Source organism: Candidatus Melainabacteria bacterium (assembly GCA_003963305.1).
GTDB lineage: Bacteria > Cyanobacteriota > Vampirovibrionia > Obscuribacterales > Obscuribacteraceae > PALSA-1081.
On record RXJR01000002.1, the window covers coordinates 119,542 to 132,887 of the forward strand.

Here is a 13,346-nt window from a genome sequence, read left to right on the forward strand (position 1 = left end):
TCTCTGAGTGCGCACACTGATGCTTTAACTGACGCAATCGAGCAGACATTCTGCCGCGTTGCATCAGGTTGCATCGTTGTGCGTATTCGCATGGACAGACGCAGACACAAGCATTCAGCCTGTCTGCACCGCAATTCGTAATCGCAACAGCGAACGAAAGGTAATCCAGTTATGACCAAGACAAACACAAAGAACATCCTCGTCGTAGGAGGTGGAGTGATCGGACTTTCGGTGGCGCTGCGCGCTCGACAGGCCGGGCACGATGTCACCATCTGGTCGCTCGAAGGCGCGACGGCTCTGCCGAACACCTCGGCGAGCGCCTATGCACTGTGGGTGCCGGTTTACACGGCAGATCCGCGCATCCTCCCCATCACCGAGGTGACCCGCGCAGAGTTCGCCGCGCTGGTCTCCGACAATCAGTCAGGAATCGAGCTGCGCACTGCAATCGTCCTCAAGCAGCACAAGGGCGAAGAGCCCTGGTACGCGAATGTGGACGGGTTCCGTCACGCCACAGCTGCCGAGCTTACCGACCAGTACGCCGACGGTCTGGCTATCGACAACACGCCCGTCATCGACCCGGAGAAATATCTACCCTGGCTGCGCTCCAGAGTAGTCGCGGCAGGTGTGAAAATCGAGCAGCATGAGGTGAAGCAGTTCGTCGACACGCCGTCAGAATTCGACACCATCATCAACTGCACTGGCCTGGGCACACGCGCTCTCACCGGCGACACCTCCATCTTCCCGGTCCGGGTGCAGGTGGTTCGAGTCCGCAAGGACAACAACCAGCACATCAGCGTCTGCAAAACCGACGACGAAGGGCCGAACAATCGCTGCTGCATCGTGCCGCACGCCGACTACATCACGATCGGCGGCTTCTTCGACGGTGGCGAGACACTGGAGGTCGACGAGAGCCAGACCCAGGCCATCCTCGACCGAGCCATGCGTGTCGAGCCGGGGCTGAAGCTCTCGGCGGCAGACATCATCGAGGTGCGCCGCGCCACACGTCCCGAGCGGAGCACACCGTGGATCGAGAACACCGTCACAACCGACGGTCGACAGCTCATCCACTGCACTGGCTTCAACGGCATGGGCTACCTGTGCTCCTGGGGCGCTGCTGACACGGTGGCAAGCTACCTCTAAACGAGGCAAGAGGGTTGGAGGATGGCAGAAATTGCCATTCTCCGACCACTCTTTTGCATTTCGGATTGCTGAATGCTCAGACGCAACCGCCTAACCGTCAATCTTCTGCCGAGAGCCCACAACGGACCGAAAAAACAGAGGCATTAACAGTGTCGAAAGCAATGGAGCAATCAACGAAACGATAACCAGCGGACGCAGCTGATTATGAAACAAGTGGGTAAACAGCTGTCCACCCACAAATGTTGATGCGTCGGTGGCGACATTACGGAACGCCACCAGAAGCGCCATCACCGTTACCTCGACCCTGGGGGGACAGAACTCTGCCGCCAGGCAGTACAAAGAAAGTATGACAATAATGTTTGCCGCCCCACGAACTAATTCGAGCATGGCAGCCGAAGCAAAACTGGAAATCCAAAAGTAACCAAGCGTGCTCAAGCACGCCAGAGCAATAGTCGCCAGCAACTGGCGGCTGAGAGAAAATCGTTTCATCAACTGACGGTACAAAACTGTGCCAATCAGCATGCCAACTGAGTTCAGGGCTCCAAGCTGCCCAATCTCGCTTTGAGTAAACTTGAGATTGTTTGACTCGAAAAAATAGAGAGGCACCCCCATGGCCGGGCAGAAGCACCACAATAGCGAGAACGTCATCACAATTCGCAATTGCACAGACTGAAAGGCGCGGCGAAGATAAACGGCAGTCGCCCTTATCGACCTTCGGCTTACTGATGCCCTGGTTTCATGCAGCCCGAGTGCGGTCAAGAGAGCCACGACAGTCACAGGAATCACAGCAGCTGCAGCCGACGCATGCAAAGCGACAGGCGGCTGGCAGTACTGACAAATCAGTCCGCCGACAAAAGCAGCAATGATACTGGCGCCATAGTAGAAGAACTCTTGTACAGCAAAATACTCTCTGCTTTTACCGTCCTTTCGACCTTGTTCCACCGCCAACCCGACCATCAATGCTGTTGAAATTGCCATACCAATAGCAGTGAACATAAGAGCGGCTAGCACCACATTCAGTGTCGACGCAAATGAAATCACAAGAAATCCCAACATTGCGACGGCATTTCCCATTACGACGTAGCTCTTCCGGCGATATCCAAAGAAGGGCACGAAGTCGCAGAACAATCCATAGACTGGCTTAATAACCCATGGCAGCATCATCACGGCCATACAGGAAGATACCTGGGCCGCATTTAGCTTCAGACCCGTCATCATGAAGAACTGAAGCGGCTGCGCTATCAGTCCGAACTGGCCGCAAGAGATGCCATGCGAAAAGTAAACGATAGCAAAGAAAACAACGAAGTTTTGCCTCGCTATCACAGGAGATGTTTTTGCCACAACGCCAGCCTTCACTCAAACAAACCTACGAAAGGGTAAGAACCCATGTACATATGCTCTTGCAACGCCGTCACAGACGGACAGATCAAGCGCTGCGTCACCGACGAAGGCGTTTGCACCTGGAGAGAATTGATGCAGAAAACCAAAGTTGGCACGCAATGCGGCATTTGTGCCAAGTATGCTTTTGCTTTGTTCAAGGAACTAAAGGCCGCGAAAGACAACGCAGTTGCGACCGAAACAGGTACGGTTCCAGACAGCGAGAGTCCGCAGAGATAGATTTCACAGTCAACCCAGAGACAGAAAATGACCGCAATATATTGAAGAGAGCAAACAGGCGCCCACCGGTTTGCTCTCTTCAAAATTTTCTTTTGAGAATCGCTACTAATTGAAATAATAGAAACTTCTCTCGACAGCAACGGCTGATCACGCCTTACTTCTGCGCGAAACACGGTTGCAAGAACCTCGATCAATTGGTTGAACCGAAAACGGTGGCTGAACCCCGGTGGCCCAGTCAATGGCCAGATGCAATCCAAGCATAGTCTCGTTGATACGCTCAATAAGTTTGTAGTTACAAGAGCGCTCCGCCCTCAGCCTGGAGAGAAGCAAGCCAATGATAGTTTTATTCAAACCCCTGATGTGCACATCAGCAACACCATATTTAATGGCAAGAATAACATGACGTGCCGAAGTAGCCGCATAGTTTATGTGCTGCAATCGCTTTGCGGAATCTTGAGGCAACTCCGAAAGACGTTTGTAGAAGACCGCCGCGCAACGCATCCTAGGCGTCATAACGGTCCTTCAAATTAGATGTCAGAGGCTTTATTTCATTGACCAGTTCAAAAAATTCACTTTGCGCTGTCTGAAGATCCTGCAGTGCTAGGCGATCCTTTTGGTTTCTCAACTGAACAAGTTTCTTCTGCATGACGGTAATTTGATTTTTGACGCGATCGAGCACCCGCTCCAAATGCTCTACTCCTCGGTCTGTGGAGTATTTCGGATCTGTCTTTCTGCAATTGAGACAAATACCCAGAATATCGAATCGACTGTTATGAAACTCAAATCCGATTCGCTCTGCCAGCGTTTCACCGAACCGCTCCAGCAATGAGTCGACAAACTCAGTTGTCTGTCCGCAACCGATGCAAATTAGATGATGGTGCTCTCGAGCAGTTTTGATTTCGAATACGCGACCACGTTCAGTGGAAACACCGATGATTGCCCCCTTCTGCTCAAGGAAGGAAAGATGACGATAAATACTCGAAAGCGAAATGGAAAGGCTGCTTTCCTTTGCCAACTCGAAGAGTTCCATGGCGTTAACATGCGTGCCAGCAGGGATCTGCTCAAGAAGCTTGAGCGTGTCTTCGGCGGTTTTACTGCGATTGGTTTCTTTGCGCGACGAGTCGTCCATGCACAAGATTCTCAACTAAGTCATTGGTAATTATTGAGAGCAATTCTCAAATACTACATGGATGACGCAAAATTATCTAGATGTTTTCGCAAGAAGTACACAAAAGGCAAACTGGCGCCCGAAAACATTTTTCGAAGAATCCGGTGCGCTTGGCGCGCCGATATCGCTTTACCAAGACGATGAACTACTCTCCCTTGGCAATGGGCAAATCATTCTCAGTTAGACCCAACCCCAAAATTGCCATGAGAATTAAAAAGCCAGGAAAAGCATTGACGCTGAAGGGACATCATTTGGATGATGCAACGGCGTGAATCTTCTCTTCATAGAATTTGCGCATCTCAGGATTCTCGTTAAACCATGACACCATATTGGAGAAACCTTGCTCAAAACTGTCGCGTGCCTGCCATCCCAAATCGGCTTTGATCTTTTCACTGTTAGAAACCCAAACGCTCGTATCCCACTTCCGATTGGGCATTGAGCCCCAGTTCGGCGCTTCGGTAATATTCAGGACATTGCGAGCGACCTCGACAACTTCAGCAAGTGATGTCTGTTTCTGCGAACCAACGTTGTAAACGGCTCCTAAATCGGCAATCTTGCTAGACGCAGCGAGCAAATACGCCTCTACACAATCGTGAGCAGAAACATAATCTCGAGCAATGTTTGGATCAACAAGCGGCGGCAGTTTTCCGGCAAGCCCATTGATGATGATTGTGGGCATCAGACGGTTTGGCTCCTCGTAAGGTCCATAAATCGAATACAACCGTAAGGTCGGAATCTGAACCTTCTGCGAGCGCGCCATAAACTGGCAAAACATGGTCGCAGACGATTTCGCGACAGCGTAATAACTGTTCGGCTCTATATATTCGTTTTCAACAGGCGCGTGATCTTTGAATCCATATTCAGAGGAAGAACCAGTATTAACAAAGCTTTCGAAACCAGCAGCCAGGCAGCTTTGAACCAGATTAACGGTGCCTATCAAATTAGTATTGATGATTTCGCGAACATCGGTCTGCCAGGAATAAGCCCCATTGGCAGCAAGGTGAAAAATCCAATCCGGTTTGATCTTGGCCACCGCGCTTTGCAGCGGCTCGGCATCCTGCAAATCGATCTCGTGGATTCTGCACTCAGATCTGACTTCGTCAATCCGCCAGGAGCTGTATTGAGGTCGCACGATCAGGTGAACTGCACAACCGTCTTGCAGCAGGCGGCGGGCCAAATTGGCACCGACAAAGCCCGTCGCGCCTGTAATAATCACGGTCTTCATACGCACCCCCGGAGTCTGATCCATCATATTTGATCTCCAGACTGACACGATTAAAAATCCGACATTATTCAAAAACTGTCAGAAACTGCGAATGTTCGCATCAAATTTCTCAAGCAGTGCTCAAGTTCAAGTTGATAAAAACAGTTGAAAAGTTGTTGAAAGGAATCGATTACTGGATACAACAAAAGACAAGGGGTCGACGCGTCTCGCGCGTCGGATAGATCAGGTCACGTTCACTTCAGGAGAACCCAATGAAAAATTTACTAAATCGATTTCTTCATGAAGAGAGTGGACAAGGCATCACCGAATATGGTGCTATTTTGGCTTTCGTAGCCATTCTCGTCGCTCTCGTGTTCGGAATTACCAAAGGTGCCCTGACGGGCTCCATTTCAAGAGCCTTCTCCGCAGTCGTTTCACAGCTAAACAACCTGTCATCGGCCGCTGCGAGCGCGTCCTAGCCTTAGCGCTTAAAAATACACTTTCCAAAGCGAGCGTCAACGTTTGAGGTTTTCTCAGCGGGCGCTCCTTTATCTTTCATTTCGCGCGCTTTAGCGCTGCAGACCGGCTCATTACTACCGCATCACTATCCCTAATAACAGTGGACCATTGTGGATCTGCCTCCAAGCTCCTCACAATGTCTGCTGATGCTGGTACGAAGATCCAATCAATCTTGTAGCGCTCAAACAATGCCCTCCAATCGCCGGTCACACTCATCATCGACACATAATCGGAAGCCATCTGCTCTCCATGCATGTCGTAACGAGTATCGATAAACACTGGAATCTCCGGTGCATACCAGATCAGCATGTCACCGTACTGCGCGTCATTAAAACCGTTGCCGCTTGGTTTGTTGACACGAAGAAAGTCAATCACCTTTGTCGGGGGAAGGAAAGCCACGCTGCCTTGTGGGATGGTTGGTGCAACTACCTTTCCAAAAGTAAAAAAGCAGCCAACAATACTCAAGACTGCCACAGTAATGGGCCAGACAAAATTGGAAGGATTGAAAATGCCCGCATAGTTTGCCTCAAACGCGCTCCAAAAAGATTTCTTTCGCGCTGGGGAATCTATAGCTAACGCAGCATGACCCCACAGCTCACTAACTTGCGCAATCATCATCAGAACTGAAAATGGAATAATTCGTCGAGCCTTAAAACCATAAAATACGCAAATGGCAATTACAACGACATTGCTCCACTTGAACTCGACACCACCGTTACGCGCTCGAACAGCGGCTCTGATAATTATCCATAAGCAAAGTACAACCAAAAACACAAATGGATAATAGGTAAACTCAGTCAGATCTGAAAGTTGAATCGGTCTCAACTCAGCGATTCTGTAGTTGAATCTGGCGAAAAATAGACCTGGCAAATACGCCCACAAGCCGAATCCATACGGGTTTATGAATGTCGCCAACAGCGATGACAGCAAGGCATAGAATGCAGTCCGATAAGACCGACAGAATTCTCTTTTCTGTGCATAACACTGAAGGCAATTGACGATCAGAATTATCAGTTGCAAAACCAAACCGAGAACAAAGGCAGAATGAGCGTTTGCCCAAATCAACATCAAAAAGAAGAAAGCACCGACATAACGCCATTGCACTGAGCTTGAATTTTCTGCCGTGTAGACTTTTCTCAAAAGGACCAGACACACTGACATGAGAATGTAGGACATGATCTCCGGACGCACTAAATAGTGAAAACAAGAGGCGAAAACACCAATCACAGTGAGCAGCGACGCCAGAGAAATCGGGGCACAGCGACTGGCAAGACGCAGTGGAAAGACCAGAAAAGACTGACCCAGCACCAAAGCGGCAAATGCCAGCAACCCAGGTAAACCCGAAAGCAGATACGCACAATAGAAAACCAGTTCACTTAACCACTGATACATCACAAATGATTTGCCTGGTTGAAGAGCGAATGTATATGAAAACGGATCGGATATGGGCAAAGCGTGGTGCTGAAAAATGTAGCGTCCCAGTGCCAGTAACCAGCATGTGTCTGGATCATGAAGAGCCACACCGCCGACAAAGCAGCCCAGCACAAAGGGAAGCAAGAACATAAAGGCGAGAAGCAGGCGAGAGCAAATCCATACAAAAACGCCACGCCAAACGTCCGCTACTGTTTTTATATCTTCCGTTTCCTCAGACATAAACTGATTATGACCGCTTTTCATCCAAACAGAGTAAGAGTCGAAATGCCACGTCACCAACCGACAGCGGGGACGAAGTCCAATGCGAAACCGGCAGCGGAGACGAAGTGCCAGGGCGAAACCAGGAGCACGCGGAGCAGTGTATACATTCCAGCCCCTGTAGCTTTCAAGTCTCAGAGGATACAATTGCAATACGAACCCCGGGCTGCTTACTCCCCGCACAGATTCTCCCAACGAATGAAAACGCCACGCCTAAAACTCGCGCACAAAGGCATTCTCATCGTTGTGCTTCCATTGATCTTTCAGAGCGTCATCTATATCGCGCTGAAATCACAATTGCGAGCAACCGAGCAACAGGCCGAGAGCCAGGAACTTTCGAAGAAAATCGTAGCTAACATTACGGCCGCCACAGTCGAGACCGGGCAGCTTTTCGGCGCGCTGGTCTTGTACTACAACGACCGCGATGAGAATTCTCTTCGGGATCTCGATAGAGTGACCCTGCGCGCGCATGATCGCATCGCCAATCTTGCCAGAGTTATCGCCAATGAGGGCGGCGACGAAGACGAAGCAAAAAAAATCACAGCCATGTCGAGGCGATTTTTCACGGAAGTAAGAAAGGTGCGTGACCAGACACTCAGGGAAGGCAATCCCGGCTCGCTCATGGCCGAGTTCGCCGCCAGTGTTAAATTCAGAGCGGCCGGAACCACACTCAGCGATGAACTCTCGCGTCTGGCCGAGCAAGAGGAAAAACGTGTCCTGAACGTCAACGAGCAACAGAAAGAATTTCGGGAGCACCTGGAACAATTTTTGGACATAGCGGTCGCTACAAATGCACTACTAGCGGTGGCACTTGGTTTTTTCTTCGTTCGAGGAACTGTCACCAATCTCTCCATCCTGAAAGACAATGCCTGGCGCCTGGCAGCTGATCAGCCACTGCAAAAGCGCATTGACGCCGCTGATGAGATTGGCGACGTGGACCGCATGTTTCACGAAATGGCTCGGGCACTGCAGGAAGCAACTGATAACGAGCGGCGTATGATTGAGACGCTAAAAGCCAGTGAAGAACGACTTTCATCCGTAATTAACACAGTTCCCGTCGCCCTGGTTGTTGCCGATGAAACAGGCAAAATCGAATCTTTAAACCCGACAGCAGAAGCCTTGTTTTCATATTCGTCGCCACAAATTGTCCAGCAACCGATCACGAGTCTTTTCAACGTCAACGGCTCCGATGTAGAACCTGCTGCGCTATTGCCTCGACTCAAGAAAGAAACAGCCAGTCGTCCAGCGCAGATGGAAGGCGTCTCGAGCGATCACGAATTCATTCCGGTCGAAGTGTCTGTCACCAGTTTCGACACGTCAGCGGGTAATCGAGTTCTTGCCACCATAATCGATGTCACAGAGCGCTACAAACTAGAACGGTTAAAGCGAGAATTCGTGGCCATGGTGAGCCATGACATACGTGCACCGCTGAGCTCCATGCGCGCCATCTTCGAACTTATCAAATCAGGCAGCCTTGGACCGATATCGACCGAGGCTCAAGCGAAGCTAAGCATCGCGGATTCGAACGCCGAAAATCTTCTGCAAATGGTAACCAAGCTTCTCGATCTAGAAAAGCTGGAAGCAGGTTTGGTTGAGCTTTCCTTGAAGAACTTCGCCATTCAAGACTTAATTGAATCTGCACTGAAAATGGTATCTGAACCAGCCGCAGCAAAATCAATTACATTCAAGAATGTTCCTACGAAGCTCGCGGGATTTGGAGATCGAGAAGCGCTCGTACAGGTTCTAACAAACTTGCTCGCCAACGCAATCCGTTACTCTCCGGAAAATGAATCGATTGAAATCAGTGCGAATGATACAGATAACCGTATCGAAATACGGGTCAAAGACCAGGGACCGGGAATCCCACTGCGCAAGCAAGGCGAGATTTTCGAACGCTTCAAACAAGCAAATTCTGCTCGCGATAAATCGAAGGGATTTGGTCTGGGACTGGCTATCTGCAAAACTATAATCGCCCAACACAACGAATCAATCGGAGTGGAGAGCGACGAAGGCAAGGGCAGCACGTTCTGGTTTACAGTCTCTAAGGCTGCAACCGATAACCGACGCCTCGAAGTGTCTGAATAAGCGGATTCTTCTCATCAGTCTCGATCTTCTGACGCAGACGCATAATTGTCATACGCACAGTTTCGGTCGAGGCATCGGCGTCCGTCTTCCACACTCGATCGAGCAAATCATCTACCGAAAAGACTTGATTTGGATGCAATAAAAAATGTTCAAGCAGAGAGAACTCTTTTGGATACAGCTTGATGTCGATGTTTCCGCGTTTTACAGCGTGAGTGATCGGATCGAGTTCAAGATCTCGAGCAGACAAAGTCTTGTTGCGTACTTGTACAGGACGTCTTAGAAGCGCCCTGATCCGAGCCACAAGCTCTCCGACGGCGAAGGGTTTCGTCAAATAATCATCAGCCCCGGCATCCAGTCCGGTCATTTTATCGGCGATCTGGTCGTGTCCTGTGAGAAAAATGATCGGCGTTTTTCCACCAGACGCTCTGTACTCCAGACAGATCTCTACACCGGTCGTGTCAGGAAGACTCCAATCCAAAACAATTACGTCATAGGGAATACCCTGCAGATATGCCTTTGCTTCACTGCCCGTGTGAACCTTATCGACAACGTGCTTCTCATCAGTAAGCACCTTTTCAATTACTGAGACGAGGTTTTCGTCATCGTCAACTAGTAAGAGTTTTGCCACTCGGAATGCCCTCCGACGACATTATAGCGGCGACCGCTGATTTGCTTGCGAAGAAGGCCCCTCAACTGACGATTGAAACAGTTAAGGCTATACTCTATAGTAGAAAATATTCAAAATTTCAGAGTTCAGAAACTCGAAAAATTGAGATTGTAAAACTAGCCGCTCAAATCAATGGCGATTTGAACGGCTAGTTGATCTGTTGCTTCATAGCCTTAACTCCTAACCCAACTTCCGGATAAAAGCAGAGATTGTAGATTTCCAAAGCCCCTGATCGCCAGGATCTATGGTCGTATGCGTTGAATGTGGACAAACAACGAAAAGCTTCGGGCCGACAGCATGATTATAGATTCGGCGAGAATGCGCAATCGGAATAAGCTGATCCAATGCACCGTGAAGCAGGAGTAAGGGAGGATGCGGACGAGCCAGAACTTCTGCAGTATTCATAGCCGGGCGGGGAAACAACCATGACGGAAAAATTTTCAGAAACGGAACCTGTTCCTTAGCAATTCGCTCGAGCGACGAGAATCCAGACTGCAATATCATCGCTGCTGCCGGGCGTTTCGTTGAAACATAGGTAGCAACGGCAGCACCGAGCGAGACACCAAATAGAACAATATGGTCGGGTTTGTAGCCCTGCGTTTCGGTCAAGAAATCAAATGCAGACACTCCGTCTGCGCAGACAGATTCAACCGACGCAGCCCCCTCACTGAGACCGAAACCTCGCGGCTCGTATGCGAAAACAGAAACACCGGCATCAAGCAACATTCGTATGAAACTCAATTTGCCGAGTATGTCGCCTGCATTTCCAGGGTGCAGCAAACATACCTTGTCGCTGCTTGGATTAATGAACATCCAGCCGTGCAACCGCCTGCCATCAACGGCCTTGAAGAAGACTTCGTAGTTTTTGAAGGAAACGACGTTGAGCAGATCTTTTGCTTCACCTCGCTGAATCTCAGGATGAAACAACTTACCGTTGTAGAGCACAGGCGCGACTCGCGGCGAGATGCCAATCCACAGAACGAAAAGTGCAGCAACAGTGCAGGCCAGCACCTTTGCCCGGCGCCGGCTGAGGATAAATTTACACATGACAGTAGATTTTCAGTTAATAAATAGCTCCGCCATAAGCGGAGCCGTATTCAGTTCTAAGCCTTCAGGAAAGCGCTCACAAAGCCAATCAGATTAGCAACGCAGCCAATCACGACAAGCGCATCGCTTAAGCCGTGATGATTCATGGTAATGCCAATCAGTACGAAGACGATGCCCAGAGCCATGACAAGCACATCCCAAAAGAACCTGGGTTTCGGCAAAGGCAAGTCTATCTCGTGAACTTCAATCCAGTACCAGGCACTCAAGCGACCGTAAGCTGCGTGGATAGTTTGCAGCTGTGCCCAGACGAGCGCAAAGGACATGAAGTACTCCGCCTTCCAACAAACCACCTTTCCTTTCTGGCGAATGCAGTTCTCAGCCTCTTCCCTGGTAGGGAAGAGACCGATCACCTTGTTTGAATCTTTGTATTCGTGGTCTTCGCAAACCACGAATACCTTTCTTTTGCTGTTACGCATGCAAGTGTTTTAAATGATGAATGAATTAGTTACGAACACGGCGCGCCCAGGCAACCAGCGTGCGATGGTCCCTGGTTTCGCTGATTCTCTTAAGAGAAACCTCGATCGCCTCACCTTCCTTGAAAGAATTGAGCTTCTCGCCTTTGTTCAGCTCCGAAAAGTGCAGCAAACCGCCAACACCTTCGCAGATCACATAGAGCCCGATCTCGGGAAGAATCTTGTTCACTACACCCTGATGTTTCTCGCCTTCGACCATGGAGCGCATAGACGCCAGTTTGTAACTGACGATTGCTTTGCTTTCTTCAAGATTCAATTCAGAGAGCACGACATTGATGATGTCACCGGCTTTGAAGAAAGGCTTGACGTTGACGTTACGTCCATCAGTCACCTGACTGCAGGGCAGAAGTGCAGTAAAGCCGTTGCCAATTGAAACGAAGAAGCCGATACGTTCTTTGAAGCGCAGAACCATGGCAGTAATCACATCACCAACAACCAAACCAGCCGCCTGCTTGGCAGACTGCACGGCGCGATAGCTGACTTTTACATCGCGCTTCGATTTGTTGATAGAGAGGATTTCCACTTCGATCTCTTCCCCTACACTTAATACGGTGCTGGGACGGCGACCTTCTGAGATTTCGCTGGCGTGCAGGAAGGCGGTGAAATCAGTGTCGGCGATTTCAACAAGCGCACCAATTTCAAGTGGGCTATTCTGCGCGGTGACAAACTTTTTCACCACTCCGCTAACAACCTCTCCCACCTCCAGCTCGGCGATAGCTTTGTCGGCCATCTCATTGCGGAACAAACGATCGGAGAAGACAAGATCGCCTGCGAATTTCCCCTGCGGATTAGCCTTCACGATCTTTACCCGCATCGTCTTTTCAGCACCGGGAGCGGCGAACGTTTCACGACTGAAGTGAGCCCGCGGAATGAAACCCTGCATTCCGTTGTGATAAGTGACCTTCAAACCCTGAATGCGGTCACCTCTTTTCACCACGTCGTGGACGTGCACTTCGACGGTCGCACCCTCCTCCTGTGCGGACTGAAGCTCCAGCCACACGGTGGCTCTTTTCTGCGAAACAATCATGGGAGCGTCCGATTTCGGCACGATGCCGCTCACATAGAGGTCGACTGTGTCACCGTTCGAGAGTTCAGATTCTGCCTCACTGAAGGGCAGCATTGCGTCAGTGCCCACGCCGGGAATGGACACGAAATACTCTTTTCTGCCTTTTCCCACGACAGTTCCGCGCAGAAGCTGTTTCAGATCAGGATGTTTGATCGGCATGTTGGTGCCGTTGAGCAGCTCGTGCATGGGATTGTTGGCATAAGCTGTTTTGCCCTCAACGTCGTCCCAATCGAAGTCGTCATGAGCAGTGTTTGCGTTGTTTACGCTGGCGAAGTTTGCACTTCCGAAGATTTTTGAACTTTTCATTTTTTTGAAATTTAAATGGTTAAACGAACAACACCAACCGCGGTGCGTTCGATCGCAATCTAAATTCGAGGACGGGCAGAGACACACTGATCGATCAGGCATGGAATATTGTTGTAGCGCTGGAATCTATCGAGGTTTCTGCTTGCGGCTCCGGGTTCAAATGGCGATTTGTTTGATACCCATTGCTAACAAATTCGAAGACACGGTTCCTAACACAGAAAAAAGGCAACAGGAGATGCGTCCAGAACCGCTCTGAAAGCTGCCAACCAGGCATTCATAAGCTTTTCGGGGTACACCAAAAG

The 13,346-nt window shown here is 49.9% G+C and carries 13 protein-coding genes; 4 read left to right on the top strand and 9 right to left on the bottom strand.

The annotated features are described in order from the left end of the window. Positions 1-171 precede the first annotated feature (171 nt). Positions 172-1,140: an FAD-binding oxidoreductase gene (locus tag EKK48_03060; GenBank protein RTL45432.1), complete on the top strand. Its 969-nt coding sequence runs from the start codon at positions 172-174 to the stop codon at positions 1,138-1,140. A gap of 90 nt (positions 1,141-1,230) precedes the next feature. Here EKK48_03060 and EKK48_03065 read toward each other — a convergent pair whose 3' ends face one another. Further along, a complete protein-coding gene (locus EKK48_03065; protein ID RTL45433.1) occupies positions 1,231-2,496 on the bottom strand; it encodes an MFS transporter in 1,266 nt (421 codons plus the stop codon). A gap of 30 nt (positions 2,497-2,526) precedes the next feature. Between EKK48_03065 and EKK48_03070 the strand changes: the two genes are divergently transcribed. Beyond that, complete coding sequence (locus tag EKK48_03070) at positions 2,527-2,757, top strand: (2Fe-2S)-binding protein (GenBank protein ID RTL45434.1); 231 nt, start codon at positions 2,527-2,529, stop codon at positions 2,755-2,757. Between the two features lie 147 nt (positions 2,758-2,904). On the opposite strand, the gene EKK48_03075 is transcribed toward EKK48_03070, so the two are convergent. The 3 genes from EKK48_03075 to EKK48_03085 all read right to left on the bottom strand — a co-directional run bounded on the left by EKK48_03075 (position 2,905) and on the right by EKK48_03085 (position 5,177). Continuing rightward, positions 2,905-3,270, bottom strand: a complete 366-nt coding sequence (locus EKK48_03075; protein ID RTL45435.1) for a hypothetical protein — start codon at positions 3,268-3,270, stop codon at positions 2,905-2,907. Further along, positions 3,260-3,886, bottom strand: coding sequence for a hypothetical protein (locus EKK48_03080; protein RTL45436.1), 627 nt, complete (start codon positions 3,884-3,886; stop codon positions 3,260-3,262). The genes EKK48_03075 and EKK48_03080 overlap by 11 nt, the downstream gene beginning before the upstream one ends. Before the next feature lie 286 nt (positions 3,887-4,172). Next, positions 4,173-5,177: an SDR family NAD(P)-dependent oxidoreductase gene (locus tag EKK48_03085; GenBank protein RTL45437.1), complete on the bottom strand. Its 1,005-nt coding sequence runs from the start codon at positions 5,175-5,177 to the stop codon at positions 4,173-4,175. Positions 5,178-5,401: 224 nt separating this feature from the next. Here EKK48_03085 and EKK48_03090 point away from each other — a divergent pair, with 224 nt between their 5' ends. After that, the gene (locus EKK48_03090; GenBank protein RTL45438.1) at positions 5,402-5,608 is read left to right on the top strand and encodes a Flp family type IVb pilin; all 207 of its coding nucleotides are present in this window, start codon (positions 5,402-5,404) and stop codon (positions 5,606-5,608) included. 76 nt (positions 5,609-5,684) lie between these two features. Here the strand turns inward: EKK48_03090 and EKK48_03095 are convergent, their stop codons facing one another. Beyond that, on the bottom strand, positions 5,685-7,211 hold the full coding sequence (locus tag EKK48_03095; protein RTL45439.1) for a hypothetical protein: 1,527 nt from the start codon (positions 7,209-7,211) through the stop codon (positions 5,685-5,687). Here EKK48_03095 and EKK48_03100 point away from each other — a divergent pair. After that, entirely contained in the window at positions 7,158-9,425 is a 2,268-nt protein-coding gene (locus tag EKK48_03100) for a PAS domain S-box protein (protein RTL45440.1), read from the top strand. The genes EKK48_03095 and EKK48_03100 overlap by 54 nt on opposite strands. On the opposite strand, the gene EKK48_03105 is transcribed toward EKK48_03100, so the two are convergent. The 4 genes from EKK48_03105 to EKK48_03120 all read right to left on the bottom strand — a co-directional run bounded on the left by EKK48_03105 (position 9,382) and on the right by EKK48_03120 (position 13,146). After that, the gene (locus tag EKK48_03105; protein RTL45441.1) at positions 9,382-10,053 is read right to left on the bottom strand and encodes a response regulator transcription factor; all 672 of its coding nucleotides are present in this window, start codon (positions 10,051-10,053) and stop codon (positions 9,382-9,384) included. The genes EKK48_03100 and EKK48_03105 overlap by 44 nt on opposite strands. A 219-nt stretch (positions 10,054-10,272) precedes the next feature. Continuing rightward, the gene (locus tag EKK48_03110; protein RTL45442.1) at positions 10,273-11,139 is read right to left on the bottom strand and encodes a hypothetical protein; all 867 of its coding nucleotides are present in this window, start codon (positions 11,137-11,139) and stop codon (positions 10,273-10,275) included. A gap of 56 nt (positions 11,140-11,195) precedes the next feature. Continuing rightward, positions 11,196-11,588, bottom strand: a complete 393-nt coding sequence (locus EKK48_03115) for a hypothetical protein (protein ID RTL45443.1) — start codon at positions 11,586-11,588, stop codon at positions 11,196-11,198. A gap of 52 nt (positions 11,589-11,640) precedes the next feature. After that, complete coding sequence (locus EKK48_03120) at positions 11,641-13,146, bottom strand: 30S ribosomal protein S1 (protein RTL45444.1); 1,506 nt, start codon at positions 13,144-13,146, stop codon at positions 11,641-11,643. Positions 13,147-13,346: the final 200 nt, after the last annotated feature.

Bases quoted from the DNA above. Each gene is read 5' to 3' on its own strand.
- EKK48_03120 (RTL45444.1), bottom strand. From the start codon at position 13,146: ATGCCTGATCGATCAGTGTGTCTCTGCCCGTCCTCGAATTTAGATTGC.
- EKK48_03100 (RTL45440.1), top strand. From the start codon at position 7,158: ATGAAGAGCCACACCGCCGACAAAGCAGCCCAGCACAAAGGGAAGCAA.
- EKK48_03110 (RTL45442.1), bottom strand. From the start codon at position 11,139: ATGTGTAAATTTATCCTCAGCCGGCGCCGGGCAAAGGTGCTGGCCTGC.
- EKK48_03090 (RTL45438.1), top strand. From the start codon at position 5,402: ATGAAAAATTTACTAAATCGATTTCTTCATGAAGAGAGTGGACAAGGC.
- EKK48_03085 (RTL45437.1), bottom strand. From the start codon at position 5,177: ATGATGGATCAGACTCCGGGGGTGCGTATGAAGACCGTGATTATTACA.
- EKK48_03075 (RTL45435.1), bottom strand. From the start codon at position 3,270: ATGACGCCTAGGATGCGTTGCGCGGCGGTCTTCTACAAACGTCTTTCG.
- EKK48_03060 (RTL45432.1), top strand. From the start codon at position 172: ATGACCAAGACAAACACAAAGAACATCCTCGTCGTAGGAGGTGGAGTG.
- EKK48_03080 (RTL45436.1), bottom strand. From the start codon at position 3,886: ATGGACGACTCGTCGCGCAAAGAAACCAATCGCAGTAAAACCGCCGAA.
- EKK48_03095 (RTL45439.1), bottom strand. From the start codon at position 7,211: ATGTTCTTGCTTCCCTTTGTGCTGGGCTGCTTTGTCGGCGGTGTGGCT.
- EKK48_03070 (RTL45434.1), top strand. From the start codon at position 2,527: ATGTACATATGCTCTTGCAACGCCGTCACAGACGGACAGATCAAGCGC.